This window comes from Sphingobium phenoxybenzoativorans, from assembly GCF_001757355.1.
GTDB classification, from domain to species: Bacteria; Pseudomonadota; Alphaproteobacteria; order Sphingomonadales; family Sphingomonadaceae; genus Sphingobium; species Sphingobium phenoxybenzoativorans.
Window position 1 is genome coordinate 136,086 of the sequence record NZ_MINO01000003.1, and the last position, 20,388, is coordinate 156,473.

The window sequence follows — 20,388 nt, forward strand, 5'->3', positions numbered from 1 at the left end:
TATAACAATTATATTGTACTACTTATATACCAAATAAGCGATTCTAAAGCAGCGATGGGGCACCCCAAAGCCGCTCAGGGGGACAATGGAACACAGCGCCGGAAATTTGATCGAAAAGGAAACCGCGCCCGGAAATCGGGCGGGAAGGACGCTGTTCGACAAAATCTGGACAATCCACCAGGCGGCGGAAATCAATTCTGAAACCGACCTTATTCTGATCGACCGGGTCCTGCTGCATGAGCGCACCGGGGCGATTGCGCTAAAAAGCCTGGCCGCTGCCGGGCGGGAGGTGCTGGCCCCGTCGCAGGTATTTGTGACGATGGATCATGTTGTCGATACGCTTCCGGGGCGGACAGACGCCACCAGCATGCCGACCGGTACAGACTTCATCGTCGCCACGCGGGAGTTTGCCACCCGCGCGGGCATTACCCTGTTCGATCTTGGCGATCCGGACCAGGGGATCGGCCATGTTATTTCACCAGAACTTGGAATAGTCCTGCCTGGGACAACCCTAGTCTGTCCGGATAGCCATACCTGTTCACAAGGCGCATTGGGCGCGCTTGCTTGGGGCATAGGATCAACCGCCGCCGAGCATGCGCTTGCCACATCCACGCTGCGGGTGAAGCGTCCCCGGACGATGCGTATAACCATCGACAGCGTGCTGGCGGCGGGCGTGACCGCCAAAGATCTGGCGCTGTATCTGCTGCATCGTTTCGGGTCCGCTGGTGGCGCAGGCCACATCGTCGAATATGCTGGGACGGCCGTCACCGCACTCGACGTGGAAGCGCGTCTCACCCTTTGCAACATGGCGACCGAATTTGGCGCTTTCTCCGCGATAATTGCGCCCGACGACAAGGTTTTCGCATTCCTGAAAGGCCGCCCATATGCGCCCGGCGACGCGGATTGGGCTGCGGCGATAGCGTCCTGGAAAGAACTTCGCAGCGATGAGGACGCGACATTCGATGCCGAACATCGGATCGATGCCGCAGAAGTAACCCCCATGGTGACGTGGGGCATCAGCCCACAGCAGGCAGTCCCACTCGACGCAAGCATACCCCATTTTGCGGATGTTGCGGCGCGTGATCCGCGCGAACTCTATGACCGGGCGCTTGCCTATATGGATCTTGCCCCGGCCAAACCGATGATCGGCCTGCCCATCGACGCCGCCTTTATCGGATCCTGCACCAACAGCCGTATTTCCGACCTGCGTAGAGCAGCGAAGATATTGGCTGGACGAAAGATCGCACCAGGCGTCACCGCCATCTGCGTCCCCGGATCGACGCGCGTCCGTGAGCAGGCCCAAGATGAAGGGTTGGACCAAATATTCCTCGATGCCGGGTTTGAGTGGCGCGAGTCCGGCTGCTCGATGTGCTTTTACGCGGGCGGAGAAAGCTTCGGCCACCGGCAACGCGTCATCAGTTCAACCAATCGCAATTTCGAAAGCCGGCAAGGTCCCGAAACGCGAACCCATCTCGCATCACCGGAAACCGTGGCCGCCTCTGCAGTCATGGGCGCGATCGCCGATCCGCGGGGGTTCGCGTGATGGAACCGTTCACAACCCTGACGGCCATCGCCGCACCATTGTTGCGCGACAATATCGATACGGACGCGATCATCCCCTCTCGCGAGATGCGGTCTGTAACGAAAACGGGGCTGGCGGACGGACTGTTCGCGGGTTGGCGCTATTCCGGCGTGAGTTCGCGGGAACCTGACCCGGATTTCATCCTGAACGATCCGCGTTTCGCGCCTGCCCGCATCCTCCTGTCGGGCGCGAATTTCGGATGCGGTTCCAGCCGAGAACACGCAGTCTGGGCGCTGGCCGAATTTGGATTCCGCGCCATCATCGCCGAATCCTTCAATCCCATTTTCCGCGGCAATTGCGTGAATAACGGCATTGTCCCCGTGGAGTTGGGCTGTGACGCCATCGCACGCATAGCGGCATCACTCGGCCATTGGCCCGCAAACCAGCAGGTCACAGTCGACCTTCAGCGCTGCACAGTCAGCACTGCTCAGAGCGATCTCTGGCAATTCCAGATCGATGACGAAGCGCAGGAGATGCTGCTCGGCGGCATGGACGCAATCGAACTGACGCTGACCAGGCGGGACGCGATCGACCGGGCAAGAGCCGCCGACCGGCTCAGGCGGCCCTGGATCTACTTGGAACAAGGAAGGGAAGACTCCGCAAAGGAGCAAATAACGAACTGATTGGGAACAAAACATCAGATACAGTGGAGGTGACACGATATGCATCTACGGAAAACTGGTTCACTGCTGACGGCAATGCTGCTTGCGAGCGCGCCGCACTATGCTTTCGCACAGTCGGGAGCGCAAACAAGCGAAGCCGCCGCCACGGCTTCCAACGAAGACGATGGAGGTCTTTCGGAAATCACGGTTACGGCGCGGCGCGTATCCGAAAATCAGCAAAATACGCCAATCGCAATCACCGCGCTTAGCGGCGCGATGCTTCAGCAGTTGGGAACGCTGGACACCATCGACCTGTCCGGCCGGGCCCCGAACGTGCAGATCATTCAGACTGGCGCGGGCGCTGGCGCGGCGTCGGTGTTCATCCGCGGCATCGGCAACAATGCGCTGGGATTCAACCTTGCCAACCCGGTCGGTGTATATGTGGACGACGTATATATGCCGCGCCTTCAGGGATCGCTGGTCGATCTGCTCGACCTGGAGCGCGTCGAAATTCTGCGCGGTCCGCAAGGCACCCTCTATGGGCGCGATTCAACCGTCGGCGCGATTAAATATGTCAGCAAAAACCCTGACTTGAACGACGCTCATTTCACCGGCCGCGCTGCTCTGGGTGATTATGACCGCCGCGATGTGCTCCTTGGCGCATCGATCCCCTTGATTCCGGGCGAGTTGGCGATGAAGGTTGACCTCTCGTCCCGCAGTCAGACCGGCTACATGATCGGCGTCGACGCGAACGGTGTGGATGATGGCCAGCGTGGCAACGGCATAGACCGCCAGAGCGGCCGCTTCTCGCTCCTATGGACGCCCGGTGATGCATGGCGCATCAATTTCGTCGCCGATATCACCAATGATGACTCCGGTTCGACGATCCCGACACGCATTTCATCACCCACCGGCGGCACCTGCGCCCCGGCAGTGGCGGCGTGCGTCCCCCGTTTCGGCTCGCCGTACAAAACCGGCATCAACATCGTGCCGCTGGGCTATGCGCATTCATGGGGCAACAGCTTGCGCGTGGAATATGACGCCGGTCCGGCGGTCATCAAATCGATCACGGCCTATCGTGAGCTGGACTCGCTGGACGTGATCGATCAGACCCGCCTTCCTGGTCAGGGCGTATTACTGCGCGATCTGAAGAAGCAGAACCAGTTCTCGCAAGAGCTGCAGATCACCTCGAACACGGAAAGCCGCTTCAGTTGGGTCGCGGGCCTCGTCTATTTCCGCGAGAAGATCGACCACGACGCCAATCTCTACACCACTCATAATGTCGACGACACGCAGAAGGCCGACAGCTACGCCGCCTTCGCCAACCTGAACTATGAGTTGATTGACGGCCTTCACCTGGAAGTCGGCGGCCGCATCAGCAAGGAGAAGCGCTGGATCGACCGCGTCGTGTTCCCCATAGGTGGGGGAACGCCTTTCCTCACCGGAACAGCGTCATTCTCTGAAACGAAGGGCACATACAAGTTCGGCATCGACTATGCGTTTACGCCCGATGTCATGGTCTACGCCTCGCACTCGACGGGCTATCGGCCGGGCAGCTTCTCCAGCACCTATGCCTCGCCGCGCGTGGCTCAGGTGGTGTTCGGAAACACCGGAGCGGAAACGGCCAAGAACAACGAAATCGGCATCAAGTCCGAATGGTTCGCGCGTCGTCTTCGTCTGAACGTCGCGGCGTTCGACACCAAATATAACAATATGCAGACGCAATCGACCGCCGTGCCTTACAATGTGACGGCCACCGACTTCTCGTTCAAGGGCGTGGAGGTCGAAATGGAAGCACGGCTCACCCGCGGCCTGTCGCTGTTCGCGAGCGGCGGTTATCTGGACGCGGAAACCCTGTCAGGTTCTGCGGCCGGCCGGCGCCCGCGGCTGACGCCGGAGTTCCAGTTCTCCGTTGGCGGCGAATATCGCTACATGCTCGCCAGCGGCACGGAGTTGTTTGCGAACATCAACAATGTCCACACCAGCGCATATACGACCGATCCGTCGAACGTGTCATCGGCCTCGCAGGGCGCTTATTCATTGTTGGGCGCGAATGTCGGCGCGGAATTTGATGAAGGAAAATATCGTGTGTCCGTCGGAGGCCGGAACCTTACCGACTCCACCTACTTTAACGGCACGTCCCTCAATGTTTCGCAATATTACGGCGCGCCGCGCACCGTATTTGTCGAATTCCAGGTGAAGCTATGACCTCTGACTATGTCCTCATCGACACTGACACGATGCCGGTGGAGGAGGATCCTCGCAATCCGGGAAAGAAGACGCAGCTTCTTCTTTCCCGCGAGGACACTGGCGGCGGCGTTGTGCGGATCAGTTACTGGCCCGCGGGCTTTACGGAGAAGATCCGGGCCATGGCGACCGATGGGCATCGCCACTATCACCGCAGCGTGAACGAACGCCACTATGTGCTTGGTGGAGACTGGACGGCGCTCTATTGGCCGGACCCTGAAGGGGGTCCGGTGCCCACTCGCCTGACGCGGCACCACTATCTCGAAAATCCGCCGATGGCGCTGCACGGCATCAACCGGGATATGGGTCCTGAAACCGGCACCAAATTTCTGGTGTGGACCAGCGGTCCGGGCACGGATGTTCATGAGCCGGAGGCGGCAACAGAATCCTTCGATGTGGAATTTGAGGGCGAAGTGCCGCCGGAAGTGAATAGCACGCCGATCCTGTTCAACGCACAGGACCGGTCTTGGCTGCCGCATCCGCAACAGCCGGGCTGGCTGGTCAAGGAATTGTCACCAGCGCAGGACGCGCTTCCCGCTGTGACGCTGGTCAACATTCCCGCAGGATCGAGCGCACCGGTTCATGTGTCGTCTCCCGACGGCGACGTGAAGCGCTGGCTGTTCCTGATATCGGGCGACCTCAAGCTCGATATTCGCGGGAAGGGCGGGACGGTTCCTGTCGGTCTGCATGAGAACGCATTTCTGGCTTGGCGTAACCAGGCGGAAATCGTCAGCGAGAACCAGGCGATCAGCGATGGCGGATGCGTTGCAATCTGCATCGGGCATGTGCTGGGCGATGCCCGCACGGCATGAAGGACTGAAAGAATATGGAATTTCGCAACCTGAAGGTTGAGCCGGCAACGCGCGAGGCATTCGCGCCCTATGGCGTGTTGGTGGGGGTCGATGAGACTGTTGGTTCCCGCATCGGCCAATTCTATGGCGACAAGGTTGAGCTTTGGGCGCCGGGCGGTTTCGTCAGCGACGAGCAGACTCGCCTGAGCGTTGCCCGCATTCATGCCCGCGCCCCGGAAGTCGTCTGGATGGAACGGCATTTCAAACATACCCAGACGTTCCTCCCTCTCGGCAGCAGCGCGTTCATCGCTGTTCTAGGCGCGCCAACAGAGACTAATCAGCCAGACCCTGACACGGTGCGCGCCTTCTATTTTGACGGAAGCTGCGGCGCGCAGCTCCATCTTGGCACTTGGCATGAATTTCCGTTCCCGGCGGACGAGGCAGCCGACGTCGTCATCATCATCCGCGCCGAGACCCAGGAAAATCTGGAAGTGAAGGAGAATGACGAGGCGATCGGCGCCGATCTGGAGAAGCGCAACCTCAAGGCTCGTCTGGGCTTTGGCTTCGCCTATGAACGCTGACGGACAAATGATTACGCCCAAAAGCGGCGCGGCATATCGCTGGTATGTCGTGTATCTTCTGCTGTTGATCTTCATCCTTTCCTATCTCGATCGCTACATTCTGACCTTGCTGATCGAACCCATCAAGAAATCGATGGACCTCAGCGATTTTCAGGTTGGGCTTTTGCTTGGCCCGGCTTTTTCCCTGTTCCATGTGCTCGTCGGCATACCGCTGGGTTGGTATGCCGACCGCGCCAATCGCAAGTTCCTGCTGATCGCCGGTATCGTCATATGGTGCGCAATGACCGTGGGCAGCGGTCTGGTGAACACCTTCATCTTGCTGCTCATCTTCCGTCTCGGGCTTGGCATAGGCGAGGCTGTGGTCAGTCCCGGCGCGGTATCCATCATTAGCGACTATTTCGACAGGAAGGAGCGTGCGCGGGCAATTAGCCTGTTCATGGCCGGACCTTATCTGGGGGCTGGACTGGCCTTTCTGGGCGGAGGCATGGTGGTGCGCTGGCTGGAAACGCTGGGTCCTTTGCACTTTCCTTTCGTGGGCGAAATGGAACCGTGGCACATGGCCTTCCTGCTCGTCGGAGCGCCCGGTTTCCTCTTTGCCGCGCTAATGCTTACGGTGCGGGAGCCGGAACGGCGCGAGAAGATTGCGCCAACCCAGGGGTTCGGCGGTGCGTTCAGCTATATTCTGAAAAGATGGCGCGGGTTCGGCGCGCTATTCATTGGCTCGTCCTGCAACTTTGCGATCAGCACGCTCGCTTTCTGGAATATCCCGCTGTTCCAAAGGATTTGGGGTTGGAATGTCGCGGAGATCGGCGCAGTCACCGGCATCTTCTATTTCACTGCGGGGCCAATTGGCACGGCATTGGCTGTCTGGGCGCAGCGCAAATTCGCGCAGCATCATGTCGACGGGTCGATGCGGGTGCTTATCCTGGGCCTGTGGATCGGTGTCCCCGCCAGCGCGCTCTATCCGGTCATGCCGTCCGCTGAACTCGCAGTCATATTAATGTTCATCGCATTCATCGGAAAGTCCGTTGCTACCGCCGGAGGCCCGTCCTCCATGGCGCTGATCACGCCGGGCGAAATCCGGGGCCAATCGCTTGCGATCTACAATACGGTCATTGCTCTGATCGGCCCGCTTTTCGGTCCGCCCCTGGTCGGCTGGGCGATCGACATGAGCGGCGATCCGAAATCGATCGGGATTATGCTGTTCGGCTATGTGTCGTTGATCGGCATTCCCTCGATCCTGTTGGTCTGGCTTGGCCTGAAACATTACCGCACCGAAGTGCAGGCGCTGGAGCGTACGCTTGATCGAACCTGATCCGTCTGGTGGCGGACTCCTGTGCAGCCCCCTGGAGAGCATTGCATGAACTTGGCATTGGATGAGCGCAGCCGGCTCGATTTCGTTCTTACCCTGCGGCGGCGCTGGGCAGATACTTTGTTTCCCGCGTTGCGCGAGCAGGTGGAGGCCGATGACGACAAGAGCGACATGCGCGCCGCGACCCGTCGCCAGCCTGCTTATCCCTGGTTTGCCTTCGTTGAGAGGGCATCGCAGAAAATGCTGTGGAGAGACGTGGCGGATGCGATTGGCGCACGGCCTCCGGCGCGCCATGGGCACAGCATGGGTCCCGCGGAATTGACCCTCGATCCCGCCATGCATCTGCCGGATTGGTATACGGACTGGGATATTCACCTGCAGCCGGGCGGCGTATGGCGCGCTGACTCCTCCGCCGACATTTATGAGCTTGGCGCAAAGCTCGTCATGCTTGGCGACAATGACGACTACACATTCCACCGCTCTTTCATCGAAACGGCGATACCGGACCGTCATTACGGCCGGATAGCGGATCTGGGCTGCGGCTTCGGCAAATCCACTTGGCCGCTAAAGAGGCGGTTCCCGGACGCGGAGGTGGTCGGCATCGATCTGGCGGCGCCCTGCCTGCGCCTTGCCTATGATCGCGCAAATGCGGCGGGACTGGCGATAGAATTTCGTCAGGCGGACTGTCAGGCCACTGGATTGGCGGACAGTTCCGTCAATCTTGTTACATCGACCATGTTGATCCACGAAATTCCCCGCCCCGCGCTGATCGCGACGCTGGCCGAATGCGCGCGCATTCTTGCGCCCGGCGGCCTGCTCCGCTTTCTCGATTTTACCCGCACGGGGGATGCGTTCCGCGACTTCGCAATGATGGAGCATGGGGAGCGCAACAATGAACCGTTCATGCCGGGCCTGCTGACGGCCGATGTGCCCGCGCTCTGCGCCGAGGCAGGATTGATCAATGCGCGCTGGACCGCGTTCGACGAGCGTGGTGGGGGCCGTCTGCCGGAAAGCGCATGGCCAGAGCGTCCGGAGTGGCATTTCCCCTGGGCAGTGTTGGAAGCGGAGAAAAGCGCATGACCCTCCCCTCAAACGACCACGCCTATCTTAGAAACGTCGCCCCCGACCAACTTGCTGCGCTGATTTTCGAACTCGCGTCGCAGCTTCACGTCGAGCGCCAGCGCCGTATCGCACTGGAAACGGCTCTGCAGCGCGCCGGTCTGTTACAGACCGATACGCTCGATGCGCTTGCCGCTGATACGGAAATCCAGAATATGGGCCGTGAAGCGCTTGATCTGGCATTGCGCCGCCTGCTGCGGATTGTGACGGAGACGGGCGATCCGCGCGGTCCGCTGCGGGCGGAACATTGTTAGAGACTTTGGATGCCGCCAGACACCAGCCCAGCGCAGCTATAACAACCGCAGGCATTCTGCTACCAATCATCCTCTGACCTTTGCCCATGGCGAATTGACCGGGAGGTTTTGGATGACGATAGGTTCCACCGCGCAATCCATCGCGTTCGTCAATGTAACTGATCGCAGCCGCGGCGTTGCCTTCTACCGCGACGTGATCGGACTTGATCTTCTAAGCTCGGATGGCTTTGGAGATGTTTTCGCGATTGGCGGCGCTAAACTTCGTCTTACGGCCATGCCGGACTACAAGCCATCGGGGCATCCCGCGCTTGGATGGGAGGTTGCCGACCTCACCGCTGCGATGGCCGCGCTCACCGGGCGCGGAATCGAATTCATCATCTATCCTGGCTTTGGGCAGGATAGTCAGGGCATTTGGACATCGCCCGACAACAGCGTCAAACTCGCCTGGTTCGCTGATCCGGACGGAAATGTCCTTATGCTATCATCAACGTAACAGCGAAAATGCAGCAAATGGGGTCGGCCAGCATTGATTGGCGCCCAGTTGACGCCACTTTCTCCCCGCGAAATTCGTCACAAGTTCCTTGTTTGTGACCGGGTGCCATGCATGTGCCTTCTTGCGGTCCGCCCCAGCGATACCCCATTTGCGCTCACATATCTGGAACGGGAGACATGAGTGACCGGCGCGATTTTGCGGAGCGAACCATTGGGCTATCCTTGGGCGGGGACAGACCCGTTCCTGATCTGCACACATCATCTTGACCGGTATCCAGAAGCCAGTGACGGGCAAGGTATTGCGCAAGACAAGCTGCGCGGCCGCTCTCTTGGCAGCGACTTTACCGGCAAGGACGGGTACAACATGTATCACGGTACTTCTGTGCCCGGTTTCCCTGCGCATCCGCATCGCGGCTTTGAAACAGTGACGATCGCTCTGACAGGCCTGATCGACCATACGGACTCCATGGGTTCGATGGCGCGCTATGGCGATGGCGACGTGCAATGGCTCACCACCGGCCAGGGTGTCCTTCATTGTGAGATGTTTCCCCTGCGCAACGCACACGAGGGCAATCCTCTCGATTTCTATCAAATCTGGCTTAATCTGCCTGCCGACCGGAAGATGACTGAGCCGGCGTTCAAGATGCTGTGGGCCAGCGATATTCCCCTATATCGCGTCCAGAATGCAGAGGGCGCAATCGCGCAGGTCAAGGTCATCGCCGGGGCCTACGATCCTCAGGAAGAATCGCAACCTGCCCTGACGCCGCCGGCGCCGGCGCCGGATTCCTGGGCCAGCGATCCGGAAAAGGATGTTGCGATCTGGGAAATCACGCTCGAACCGGGAGCGAGTTTGACACTGCCCCCGGCAACGGGGAAAGGCACACGGCGCACGCTGTATTTTCACACCGGCGACCGGCTGGCTGTTGCCGGACAGCATCAACCGACCAGAAGGCTGATCGAGGTGATGGCCCAGATGCCCGTTACATTGTCCAATGGCGGCGTTGAAACGGCCCGGATAATGCTGCTTCAGGGCGTACCGATCAACGAACCTATTGTTGCGCATGGTCCCTTTGTCATGAACACCCATGAACAAATACATCAGGCCATGCGAGATTTCAGGGATACCCGCTTCGGCGGATGGCCATGGTCGTCAAATGGGCCGGTACATCAACCGGGTCAGGGGCGTTTTGCCAGATATCCCGGCCGGACCGAAATTGACCTGCCGCCATCCTGATCGGAAAATACCCGGCAATTCGTATATTTTCAGACGGCATTGCACCCTTCGAACCATGTCATAAAAACGCGAGGAAGCGCATCAGCAGGATATTGATCGCCAGCAAGGCGAAAGCCGTTGGCAACTGCGTCTTTATGACCTGGTTCCGGTCCGGCAGTTCCAGCACCGCCGCCGGTACGATATTATAGTTCGCTGCCATCGGCGTTGTCAGCGTGCCGCAAAATCCGCTCAGCATCCCTATGGCGCACACCGCCGCCGGGTCGCCGCCGAAGCGTTGGATAACCAGCGGCAGTCCGATTGCAGCCGTCATGATCGGGAATGCAGCGAAAGCGTTCCCCATGATTGCCGTGAACACCGCCATTCCGACGCAATAGATTATGACGGCGCTCCATGCCCCGTTGATCGGTATGAACCCGGTAATCAGCGGCGCAACCGCCTCTCCCACGCCTGCAAACGCGAACAGGCCGCCCAGCGCCGCCAGCATTTGCGGCAACAGCATTGCCCAGCCGACGGAATCGGCGAGCCGTCGCCCCTCGCCGATCATTGCGCGAGCCGGCGGACGGCTCATCAACAGCGCAGCCGCAAAGCCAAGCACCGCAGCAATCCCCAGCGCGATCAGCGTGACCTGGCCCGGCTGGATAAGTTGCCATCCTCCCAACTTGCCCTCCCGCAGCGACAGCGTGGCGGCGATGGTCAGTATGGGGACCAGCAGCGCCGGTGCAAACAGCCAGGGGCCAAGCCGCCTCGCCGATTCCTCCCGTCCCTGCTTGCTGGTCGTGTGCGCAACCGACGGCCGCAACCCGCTGACCGCCAACGCAACAAGAGCAAGGACGATCAACCCGTTTGCAAGGTCCGGCAACACGGATCCCGCCATCAGGATCACCGCGTAAAGCCCCCAGAATGATGCGCTTCGCCAGCGCACCGGATTATCCGTTTCGCGAAGGTGGGAAATGGCGAAGGCGGCAAACATCGCACCAGTGAGCAGATAGAGATGCTCCAGCCGGATCACGCCCCTATCCTCGTCAGTCGCGATAGACGGCGATCAAGCATCTGCAACCGCATCCCATGCACCAGCAACGCGGCGATCGCTGTCGGGATGGCATGCAGCCCCAGGCTAACCGGGGTCAGGACGATGCCGTAGTTCAATAGGAAACTCAGCATCAGCAGGATCGACCCGATGGCGATGAAAATATCCTCGCCAAAAAACAGCGCCACATTGTCGACCGCGGCGGCATGCGCGCGCAATTTGTAACGAAGCGCGGGATCAAGCGGCAACTGCCTTTCGGCGGCGGCCTCCGTCATAGGAGCCACGAGCGGCCGCACCATCTGCACATGTCCGCCCAGGGAAGTCAGCCCCAGTGCAGCCGTCCCCTGCCGAAGCAGAAAATACGCGAACAGCACACGGCCTGCGGTCACACGCTTCAGACCCGTGATCAGCCGCGCCGCCTGTTCCTGCAGGCCAGCGCGCTCAAGCAGGCCGATCATCGGCAGGATCAGCCATACGACGGCTATGAAGCGGCTGTCCCGCACCGCCGCGCCCAGCCGCTCGATCGTGGCGATGATGTCAAGGCCCGCGGCGAGGCCCGTCACAAGCGCGGCGCAAGCCACCACCAGCATCGCGTTCAGCCGCAGAATGAAACCCAGAATGATGACCGCGATGCCAGAAAGGACCAGCATGCCGCCCCTACTCCGCCTAGAGTGTCGCGGCCGCGCGGGCGGCCTGATTGTAGCTTCCCGATAGCAGACGCATCTGCTGGGCGAGTTGGGAAAGCATGTCTTCGCTCGGCCCTTGGCTTCTGGCCGGACCGACGAGCAATTGTTCCCGGATTTGGCGATAATTCTCGCAGAAGGCGATCCCGGCTGCCGTCGGCCCGATCAGCTTTTCCTTCCCCGCCCTTGTCGCCTCGACCAGACCCGCCGCCTCCAGCTTGCGCAGCGCGTAAGTCGCCAGATGCGTATCTTCTATGTCCAAGACCAGGGTGATGTCCGTCAGCCGCTTGGGACGGTCGCGGTGCCGCACCGTGTGCATGATCAATACTTCAAGCGGCGTCAGTTGCGCGCCCGCTGCCGCTGCGCACCGGACCATCCAGCGGTGGTAGGCGGTCGCCGCCAGATTGATGCTGAACTCCAGCTCCGACAGCGCGGGCGAAGCGCCGTCCGCCAGATGGGCCGAAGAAACGACCGGACGCCCCTTGGATGCAGACTTCGACTGAGTGGACTTGGCCATGAAAACCCCCTCTGAATGGCCATATTCTGCCATTTGCAATCATTTTGTCAAGCCGATGTAGACAAAACGTCGATAAATTGTCATCGTGAGTCGCAGATTTTCAGGGGGGTCCCGTTTCGAGTCATGGGTGGTTGGCAATTCTGGGTGGATCGTGGCGGTACTTTTACCGATATTGTGGCGCGCACGCCCGGCGGTGACCTGCGCACAATCAAGCTTCTGAGCGAGAATCCTGCGCATTATCGTGACGCCGCCGTCGCCGGCATCCGGCAGTTGCTTGACCTTGCGCCGGATGCGCCTCTGCCATCCCATCTGATCGACCGGGTGAAGATGGGCTCGACGGTCGCCACCAACTCCTTGCTGGAACGCAAGGGCGCCAAGACCCTGTTGCTGATCGACCGGGGCTTTGCCGACGTGCTGCGCATCGGCAATCAGGCGCGGCCAGATCTCTTTGCGCTCGATATCCACCGGCCGGAGCCACTATATGCAGCCGTCGAGGAGATTGGCGGGCGCGTCAACGTGGATGGCGAGACACGCACGCCGCTCGACGAGAATGATCTGCTCGCCCGCCTGCATGAGTATCGCACACAGGGTTTCGAGGCATGCGCCATCGCCTTGATGCATGCGTGGAAACATCCGCACGCCGAGCGGCGAGTGGCCGAACTGGCGCATCAGGCCGGTTTCCCTTGGGTTTCGACCAGTCATGAAGCAAGCCCCTCGATCGGCCTGGTCGCGCGCGCTCATACGGCGGTGGTCGACGCCTATCTTTCGCCCATTCTGCGCCGTTATGTCGATCAGGTCGTTTCTGAGCTGGGCGACACACGGCTCTATTTCATGCAGTCAAGCGGCGGACTGACCGATGCAGCGCTGTTTCGCGGCAAGGATGCGATCCTGTCCGGTCCGGCGGGCGGGGTCGTCGGCGCGGCCCGCACGGCCGAGGCCATCGGCATTGACCGCATCATCGGCTTCGACATGGGCGGCACTTCGACGGACGTCGCCCTCTATGCGGGACGCTTCGAGCGCGAGTTCGACACGGAGATTGCCGGTGCGCCGGTGCGCGTGCCGACGATGGCAATCCACACCGTCGCGGCTGGCGGCGGGTCGATCCTGCATTTCGATGGCGTCCGTTTCCGCGTTGGCCCGGACAGTGCGGGCGCGCAGCCGGGACCGGCCGCCTATCGCAATGGTGGCCCACTGACCGTCACTGACGCCAACATCATGCTTGGCAAGGTTCAGCCCGCGCGTTTCCCCCACATATTCGGTCCGAACGCCAATCAGCCGCTCGATGCCGAAGTAGTGCAAACGAAATTCGAGGAACTCGCGCAGGAGGTTTCCCGCGCGAGCGGGGACAACTGGACTGCAACGCGGGTCGCCGAGGGTTTCGTACGGGTTGCCGTCGAGAGCATGGCGCAGGCGATCAAGCGGATTTCGCTGGAAAAGGGGCATGACGTCCGCCAGTTCGCGCTGCAATGCTTTGGCGGAGCGGGTGGCCAGCATGCCTGCCTGATCGCCGAGACGCTGGGCATGGAGCGTATACTCATCCATCCCTTTGCCGGAGTCCTCTCGGCCTACGGCATGGGCCTCGCTGATCAGAGCCTGATCGCGCAACAGGCCATAGAACGGGATCTGGACGACGCCACGGTGAGGGATGTCGAGCAGCTTCTGGCCGACACGGAACGGCAAAGCGCCGCCGAACTTCTCGCGCGCGAACCGGAGCCGGTGGACATTCTTTTCCACCGTCAGGCGGAACTGCGCTATGCCGGAACCGACACAGCGCTCAGTGTGGCGTTCGGCAATGCCGGAGCCATGCGCACCGCCTTTGAACAGGCGCACGCGCAACGCTTTGGTTTCCATACGCCGGACCGCGCCCTCATTCTGGAAAGCGTTACGCTGGAGGCGATCGTGCCCGGCGAGCCGGCCAAGCCGCTGACCGAGGCGCCAGCCGCTGCGCCATTTGAAGGCGAAGATGCCCAAATCACCTTGTGGAGCGGAGAGGAAGCGCATGCGGCGACTGTCCACCAGCGGGAAAGTCTGGCGCGCGGGACCCGCATCATTGGCCCTGCCCTTATCTGCGACGCGCTATCGACAACGGTAATTGAACCGGGCTGGCAGGCGGAGGTCTCGACCGGCGGTATATTATTGCTGGAGCGGCAAGCACAGGCGGAAACGGCAGATACGGCGAATGGCGCAACCTTCAAAAAGGCCGATCCCGTCCTGCTCGAGCTGTTCAACAACCGCTACATGGCTGTAGCTGAACAGATGGGCGTGGTGCTGCAGCACACCTCGACCAGCGTGAATATCAAGGAACGGTTGGACTATTCCTGCGCTGTATTTGACGCTCAGGGCAATCTTATCGCCAATGCTCCGCATGTGCCGGTGCATCTGGGTGCGATGGGCGACAGCGTGCGCACCGTCCTGCGCCTGCGCGGAGACACGCTCAAGCCCGGCGATATGATCGTCCTCAACAATCCCTTTTCCGGCGGCACACACCTGCCCGACGTGACGGTCGTGGCGCCTGTGTTCGATGACAGCGGACGCGAATTGCGCTTCTTCGTCGGTAACAGGGCGCATCATACCGACATTGGCGGCACGACGCCGGGATCGACCCCGCCCGACTCTGCCAGTCTGGAGGAGGAAGGCGTCGTCATCGACAACTTCCTGATTCTGGATGGCGGCCAGTTCCAGGAGCACGCGTTCCGCGACCTGCTTGCCGATGCGCCATGGCCCGCGCGCAATCCGGACATCAACGTCGCGGACATTCGCGCGCAGATCGCCGCTAATGAGACCGGGGTGCGCGAACTGCAGGCGATGGTCCGGGAACAGGGCTGGCCGCTGGTCCTCGCCTATATGGGTCATGTCATGATCCACGCGGAAGAGAGCATCCGCCGCGTTTTCGCCAAGCTGAAGGATGGCGAATTCGCCTATCCCATGGATGATGGCGGAATGTTGCGCGTGGCCGTGCGCATCGATCATGGCGCGCGCGAGGCAACGATAGATTTCAGCGGCACGACCGCGCAGCATGGCGGCAATTTCAATGCCCCGCCCGCCATTGTGCACGCAGTGGTACTCTATGTTTTCCGGTGCTTCGTTTATGACGCCATCCCGCTCAACGAAGGCTGCTTCACACCGCTGCGGATCATTTTGCCAGAGGGCAGTTTCCTCTCGCCCCGGCCCGGCAGCGCCGTGGTCGCCGGCAATACGGAGGTAAGCCAGGCCATCTGCAACGCCCTGCTCGGCGCACTCGGCGCCGTGGCGTCCAGCCAGGGGACGATGAACAACTTCCTGTTCGGCAACGACCAGTATCAATATTATGAAACGATTGGCGGCGGGTCCGGCGCTGGCGACGCGTTCGACGGCGCGTCCGCCGTCCATACCCACATGACCAATACCCGCCTTACCGACCCGGAAGTGCTGGAACTGCGATATCCGGTATGGGTCGAGCAGACTGCGATCCGCCGCCATTCCGGCGGCGATGGCCGCCATCGCGGCGGCGATGGCATGATCCGGGCGCTTCGCTTCCTCGAACCGATGACGGCCACCCTCGTCTCGTCTCGGCGTCAGGTCGCGCCCTTTGGCATGGCCGGCGGCACGGATGGCATGCCCGGCCGGCAATGGGTCATGCGGGCCGGCGGCCAGCAGGAAGATGTCGCCGGCTGCGGCTCGATCGACATTGGCGCGGGCGACCTGGTCGTCATTGAAACGCCCGGCGGCGGGGGTTTCGGCGCTCATTAATTAAAATACAAAATAATATATGCAGGAAATACAATAATATAACAGATAAAAATAGTATAATACAAACATACCACAAGATCTTTATTTGAAAACTTCCAAGGAGAGGAGGGTCACATAAAATCAAGGGGAATGGTTATGACGTATTATAGCAAGAATTTCTTATCCCTCGCGACTTCATTAGCGGCAATCGGAATAGCTCTGACGGCACAGTCGGCCCTTGCGGCAGACGCAGGTGAAGCATCCGCCCAGACCGGAACTTCAGCGGATCAGTCATCCGCTCCGGCGGCCAGCACCAGCGCCGAGGAATATGGCGATATGGTCATCGTCACCGGTTCGCGCACCGCTGGACGGACCGTCTATACCAGTGAATCGCCGATCGACTCCTTCTCCGCCGAAGACATTACGCGCACGACCAAGACCGACCTTCTGGAAAGCCTGGCCGTGCTGGTGCCTTCCCTCGATCTGCCCCGCACCCCCGGTTCATCGGCGCGCATCGTTCGCGGTCCCTATCTGCGCGGCCTCAGCCCGGGCCACACACTGGTCCTTGTAAACGGCAAACGCCGCCACGCGACATCGACCCTTGGGGTTGGCGGCACCAGCGCGGCGCAATCGGTCGATATCGCAATGATCCCGTCCGCAGCGATCGAGCGGATGGAGGTGCTGCGTGACGGTGCTTCGGCGATTTACGGTTCGGACGCGATTGCGGGTGTCATCAACTTCATCACGAAGAAGGATGATACCGGGCTTACCGCCTTCGGACGCTTCGGCACCTTTGGCGATGGCGAAGGCAAGACCTATTCGGCCTATATCGGCAAGGGCTTTCAACTTGGCGAACAGGGTCACCTCTATGTGACGGCGCAATATGAAAAGCGCGGCCGCACATTCCGCGGCTCGCCCGTCCCCTCCGACATCCTCTATTATTTCCCCCTGAACGCCAGCGGCAACCCCATCCTGCCAAGGGGCGCCCTTACTCAGCCGACCCTCCCGGCTGGCGCCACGCCAGACCCTCGCGAGGCGACGCGCGACAGCAATGCCTCCCAGATTCAGGGCGAGTCCCCCTACACCACCAAATCCCTGTCTGCGGATCTTGGCTTCGAACTCAGCGACAGCGTTCGCCTCTATTCGTTCGGCACCTATGCGGAGCGCGATGCGGATCTGTTCAACGCCTTCCGCCTGCCGCTGCGCAATGAAAATGTCCGCGCCATCTTCCCTGACGGCTTTTCACCCATCCGCGACCAGAAAGAGAAAGACTTCGAGGTCATGTTCGGCCTGGAAGGCGACATCGGCTCCTGGAACTGGGACATCAGCACGACATATGGCGGCAACAAGGCGCGTATCGGCGCGCATGACACGGTGAACCCTTCCTACGGTCTCGACAGCAAGACCAAATTCTATATCGGCACTACCGACTATACCGCTTGGACAACCAATATCGGCGTGAAGCGCGCATTCGATCTGCCGATCAGCGCCAAGCCGGTCGAGTTCGCCGCAGGCGCGGAATATCGCAAGGAAAAGTTCCTCGTTCATGCCGGTGAACCGCAATCCTATTCCTGCGGCGGCGCGTCCGTGCTTGATGGCCCCAACGCCGGCATGCCGCTCACCAGCTACAGCTATTGCGGATCGCAGGCGGTATTCGGCTACACGCCCGACAATGAAGTGAACGCAACGCGCAACAATAAATCGGCCTATGCGGAACTGTCCTTCTATCCGCTGGAAAACTGGTCGATCAGCGCAGCGGGCCGTATTGAGGATTATTCGGACTTTGGCACGGCCAAGATCGGCCGGCTGTCGACACGCTTCGAAATCATCCCGGCCCTGGCGTTGCGCGCAACGATCGGCAACGCATTCCAGGCGCCGACGTTGGCTACCATCTCCTACCGGGCGCAGGTGAACTGGGGCACCTACATCGCCTTCTCCTTCCCGGTGACTTCACCGGAGGCGCTTGCCCTGGGTTCCCAACCGCTGGAGCCGGAACGGTCAAACAATCTGAGCGCCGGCTTCGTCGCCACATTGTCTGACCGCATCCATCTCTCGGTCGATGCCTACCAGATCAAGGTGAAGGATCGGGTCTCGCTATCCACGACGATCCGCGACGCCATCTATCCCGGTTCCGGGGCGCTGCTGGTGTCGGTCGGCCTCGAACCGGATGCCGCCATCAACTATTTCATCAACGCCGCGAACACCCGCACCCGCGGCGTGGAGGCGGTGCTCGACGGCCTTGTCGATATGAATGATCTGGGCCGCCTGAGATGGTCGCTCTCGGCAAATTACAACCGGACGAAGGTCACCGGCCTTGCCGAGACCTCGCTGGTTCTGGCGGCCTTCAACGTGCCGGTGTTCAGCCTGGCGGACACCCGCAATCTTGAAAACCGCTCGCCGCGCAGCAAGGTGGTGGCGGATTTCGTCTGGTCGATCGGCAAGTTCGACCTGAACCTGCGTGAAACCTATTATGGCAAGACGATCCGTTACGGCACGCCTACGACCATCCCGACCTCCGGACCTTATGCCGGAATGAGGGAGATCGGCTATAATATCGGGAACCTTTTCACCACCGACGCCAATATCAACTACAACATCAACGACCAGTTCACACTGAGCCTGTCGGCCAACAATCTGTTCGCGAAAAAGCCGGCGTTGATGCCCGTCCCGCTTCTCCAGCCGATTCAGTCCTACGCCTATGACGAAAGCGGCCCGGTCAGTTCCGACGGCGCCTTCTTCGCTGTCGGCCTGAGAGCGAAATGGTGAGTCTTTCCACGTCAGTCTGAAACATCTCCAGCCGGACCGGGGCCGGTCCGGCGGAACAGGATCATGAGGTCGAAATGAGCAACGATATTACTCGCAGAAGCATGATGGGCAGCATCGCTGGCGGCGCGATGCTGCCCTACGCCACCGCCATCGCGGCGCAGGTGGACGGAACACCGCCGGTCACTTTCAACAGCGCGAAACACAAACGCCTGGTTGACAAGATCGACCAGAAAGGCGCGCTGGCTTTCCTTTCCAAGACTGTCCAGCATAAGAGCTTTACCGATACGGAGGGAGAGAATGATCTCGCCAAGTTCATCGCGGAATCGATGAAGGCGGACATTCCCGGCATTGAGGCGATCGCGCAGCCCTATGAAGGCCGTCCTAACGGGAAACTCAAAACCCGGTACAACGCTATCGGCGTGCTGAAAGGCACAGGCGGCGGCAAGAGCATCATGTTCAATGGCCATATCGACACCAACCCGGTGACAGAAGGCTGGACAGTCGATCCGTTCGCCGGGCTCGTCGACAAGGATTTCATCTACGGCATCGGCGTCTCCAACATGAAGGCCGGTTGCGCCGCTTATTACTGGGCGTTGAAGGAACTGGTGAAGGCGGGCGTAAAGCTGAAGGGCGACGTCACTCTCACCTTCGTCAGCGCAGAACTGGCGGGCGGCCTGGGCACCATGGCCGTGCTCGATGGCGGTTATCGCGCGGATTATTTCATCAACCCGGAACCGACCGATCTGATCGCCCTAACCATGCATGCGATCGGCAGCTCCCTGGATATCGAGCTGATCGGTTCGACCCGGCACATGTCGAAGCGCGAGGAAGCGGTCGATACGATCATGGCGGCCTGCGACCTTATTCCCAAGCTCAACGCCATGACTTTCCGCGGAGCGCTCAGCGCAGAACATGCCTCAATCAACCGCGTGCATGTCGGCGTGGTGCACGGCGCGCTGGGACGGCAGCTTGACGAGTGGCGCCCGCCGCAGGTGGCCGACTATGTGAAGATCAAAGGGTCCGCACGCTATGCGCCGGGCCAGACGCATGAAGGCGCAATGGCCGATATCCAGTTGCAGCTCGACGCTCTGGAAAAGCGCTTTCCGGGGTTGAAGGCCAATAATCTGGCTGTGGACAGGAAGCCTGACCCGATCCGGCAGAAAGGCTATTTCGTCTCGCGCGATGCGCCAATCGTGAAGGCGGTCAACGACGCCTATATGACCGTCCGCCGCGCTCCGCAGCCGACAGGGCCGGAAACGACCAACGCCCGCTACTATGGAACCGACTCTCCGATGCTGCAGAATATTGGCGGCATGCAGGGCCTCGTCTGCGGACCGGGCGGCCGCTACAACACCATGCCGGATGAGCGGGTCGACATTGTCGACTATATCGACATGATCAAGGTGTTCATGCTGACGATCGTCAATATTTGCGGGATCGAAAGCTGATCTTCGGGATCGTTCCCCGAACCGG

General features: G+C 60.5%; 16 protein-coding genes. 13 read left to right on the forward strand and 3 right to left on the reverse strand.

All coding sequences use genetic code 11. The features are described 5' to 3' along the window. The first annotated feature begins 85 nt into the window (after positions 1-85). The 10 genes from BHQ40_RS03060 (at position 86) to BHQ40_RS03105 (ending at position 10,214) form a co-directional block, all read left to right on the forward strand. Positions 86-1,543, forward strand: a complete 1,458-nt coding sequence (locus tag BHQ40_RS03060) for a 3-isopropylmalate dehydratase large subunit (RefSeq protein ID WP_070152123.1) — start codon at positions 86-88, stop codon at positions 1,541-1,543. After that, complete coding sequence (gene leuD, locus BHQ40_RS03065) at positions 1,543-2,205, forward strand: 3-isopropylmalate dehydratase small subunit (protein ID WP_070152126.1); 663 nt, start codon at positions 1,543-1,545, stop codon at positions 2,203-2,205. Before BHQ40_RS03060 ends, leuD begins: the two co-directional genes overlap by 1 nt. Positions 2,206-2,244: 39 nt before the next feature. Next, complete coding sequence (locus tag BHQ40_RS03070) at positions 2,245-4,392, forward strand: TonB-dependent receptor (protein WP_083276660.1); 2,148 nt, start codon at positions 2,245-2,247, stop codon at positions 4,390-4,392. Beyond that, entirely contained in the window at positions 4,389-5,243 is an 855-nt protein-coding gene (locus BHQ40_RS03075; protein WP_070152132.1) for a hypothetical protein, read from the forward strand. The genes BHQ40_RS03070 and BHQ40_RS03075 overlap by 4 nt, the downstream gene beginning before the upstream one ends. A 14-nt stretch (positions 5,244-5,257) precedes the next feature. Continuing rightward, a complete protein-coding gene (locus tag BHQ40_RS03080; RefSeq protein WP_070152137.1) occupies positions 5,258-5,803 on the forward strand; it encodes an ureidoglycolate lyase in 546 nt (181 codons plus the stop codon). Beyond that, positions 5,793-7,118 carry an MFS transporter gene (locus tag BHQ40_RS03085; protein WP_171905741.1) on the forward strand — a complete coding sequence of 442 codons (1,326 nt, stop codon included), beginning with the start codon at positions 5,793-5,795 and terminating at the stop codon, positions 7,116-7,118. Before BHQ40_RS03080 ends, BHQ40_RS03085 begins: the two co-directional genes overlap by 11 nt. Before the next feature lie 45 nt (positions 7,119-7,163). Continuing rightward, a complete protein-coding gene (locus BHQ40_RS03090) occupies positions 7,164-8,195 on the forward strand; it encodes a class I SAM-dependent methyltransferase (protein ID WP_070152143.1) in 1,032 nt (343 codons plus the stop codon). Continuing rightward, the gene (locus BHQ40_RS03095) at positions 8,192-8,488 is read left to right on the forward strand and encodes a hypothetical protein (protein ID WP_070152146.1); all 297 of its coding nucleotides are present in this window, start codon (positions 8,192-8,194) and stop codon (positions 8,486-8,488) included. Before BHQ40_RS03090 ends, BHQ40_RS03095 begins: the two co-directional genes overlap by 4 nt. A gap of 112 nt (positions 8,489-8,600) precedes the next feature. Beyond that, positions 8,601-8,981 (forward strand): VOC family protein, encoded by a 381-nt coding sequence (locus BHQ40_RS03100; protein ID WP_083276662.1) that lies wholly within the window; start codon positions 8,601-8,603, stop codon positions 8,979-8,981. A 180-nt stretch (positions 8,982-9,161) separates the two neighbouring features. Then, a complete protein-coding gene (locus tag BHQ40_RS03105) occupies positions 9,162-10,214 on the forward strand; it encodes a pirin family protein (RefSeq protein ID WP_070152149.1) in 1,053 nt (350 codons plus the stop codon). Positions 10,215-10,272: 58 nt separating this feature from the next. On the opposite strand, the gene BHQ40_RS03110 is transcribed toward BHQ40_RS03105, so the two are convergent. Genes BHQ40_RS03110 through BHQ40_RS03120 form a run of 3 tightly spaced genes read right to left on the reverse strand, consistent with a single transcriptional unit; the run spans position 10,273 to position 12,441 of the window. Beyond that, entirely contained in the window at positions 10,273-11,223 is a 951-nt protein-coding gene (locus BHQ40_RS03110) for a DUF979 domain-containing protein (protein ID WP_070152152.1), read from the reverse strand. Beyond that, the gene (locus BHQ40_RS03115; protein WP_070152155.1) at positions 11,220-11,891 is read right to left on the reverse strand and encodes a DUF969 domain-containing protein; all 672 of its coding nucleotides are present in this window, start codon (positions 11,889-11,891) and stop codon (positions 11,220-11,222) included. Before BHQ40_RS03115 ends, BHQ40_RS03110 begins: the two co-directional genes overlap by 4 nt. A 16-nt stretch (positions 11,892-11,907) precedes the next feature. Further along, positions 11,908-12,441, reverse strand: a complete 534-nt coding sequence (locus BHQ40_RS03120; RefSeq protein ID WP_070152247.1) for a winged helix DNA-binding protein — start codon at positions 12,439-12,441, stop codon at positions 11,908-11,910. A 123-nt stretch (positions 12,442-12,564) separates the two neighbouring features. Between BHQ40_RS03120 and BHQ40_RS03125 the strand changes: the two genes are divergently transcribed. From BHQ40_RS03125 to BHQ40_RS03135, 3 genes are all read left to right on the forward strand, one after another. Continuing rightward, positions 12,565-16,170, forward strand: a complete 3,606-nt coding sequence (locus BHQ40_RS03125) for a hydantoinase B/oxoprolinase family protein (RefSeq protein WP_070152158.1) — start codon at positions 12,565-12,567, stop codon at positions 16,168-16,170. A gap of 135 nt (positions 16,171-16,305) precedes the next feature. Beyond that, positions 16,306-18,915 carry a TonB-dependent receptor plug domain-containing protein gene (locus tag BHQ40_RS03130; RefSeq protein ID WP_070152160.1) on the forward strand — a complete coding sequence of 870 codons (2,610 nt, stop codon included), beginning with the start codon at positions 16,306-16,308 and terminating at the stop codon, positions 18,913-18,915. Between the two features lie 74 nt (positions 18,916-18,989). Next, a complete protein-coding gene (locus tag BHQ40_RS03135) occupies positions 18,990-20,363 on the forward strand; it encodes a M20 family metallopeptidase (RefSeq protein WP_216094847.1) in 1,374 nt (457 codons plus the stop codon). Positions 20,364-20,388 lie beyond the last annotated feature (25 nt).

Coding starts and splice junctions, on each gene's coding strand:
- BHQ40_RS03060 (WP_070152123.1), top strand. CDS start 86: ATGGAACACAGCGCCGGAAATTTGATCGAAAAGGAAACCGCGCCCGGA.
- leuD (WP_070152126.1), top strand. CDS start 1,543: ATGGAACCGTTCACAACCCTGACGGCCATCGCCGCACCATTGTTGCGC.
- BHQ40_RS03070 (WP_083276660.1), top strand. CDS start 2,245: ATGCATCTACGGAAAACTGGTTCACTGCTGACGGCAATGCTGCTTGCG.
- BHQ40_RS03075 (WP_070152132.1), top strand. CDS start 4,389: ATGACCTCTGACTATGTCCTCATCGACACTGACACGATGCCGGTGGAG.
- BHQ40_RS03080 (WP_070152137.1), top strand. CDS start 5,258: ATGGAATTTCGCAACCTGAAGGTTGAGCCGGCAACGCGCGAGGCATTC.
- BHQ40_RS03085 (WP_171905741.1), top strand. CDS start 5,793: ATGAACGCTGACGGACAAATGATTACGCCCAAAAGCGGCGCGGCATAT.
- BHQ40_RS03090 (WP_070152143.1), top strand. CDS start 7,164: ATGAACTTGGCATTGGATGAGCGCAGCCGGCTCGATTTCGTTCTTACC.
- BHQ40_RS03095 (WP_070152146.1), top strand. CDS start 8,192: ATGACCCTCCCCTCAAACGACCACGCCTATCTTAGAAACGTCGCCCCC.
- BHQ40_RS03100 (WP_083276662.1), top strand. CDS start 8,601: ATGACGATAGGTTCCACCGCGCAATCCATCGCGTTCGTCAATGTAACT.
- BHQ40_RS03115 (WP_070152155.1), bottom strand. CDS start 11,891: ATGCTGGTCCTTTCTGGCATCGCGGTCATCATTCTGGGTTTCATTCTG.
- BHQ40_RS03120 (WP_070152247.1), bottom strand. CDS start 12,441: ATGGCCAAGTCCACTCAGTCGAAGTCTGCATCCAAGGGGCGTCCGGTC.
- BHQ40_RS03125 (WP_070152158.1), top strand. CDS start 12,565: ATGGGTGGTTGGCAATTCTGGGTGGATCGTGGCGGTACTTTTACCGAT.
- BHQ40_RS03130 (WP_070152160.1), top strand. CDS start 16,306: ATGACGTATTATAGCAAGAATTTCTTATCCCTCGCGACTTCATTAGCG.
- BHQ40_RS03135 (WP_216094847.1), top strand. CDS start 18,990: ATGAGCAACGATATTACTCGCAGAAGCATGATGGGCAGCATCGCTGGC.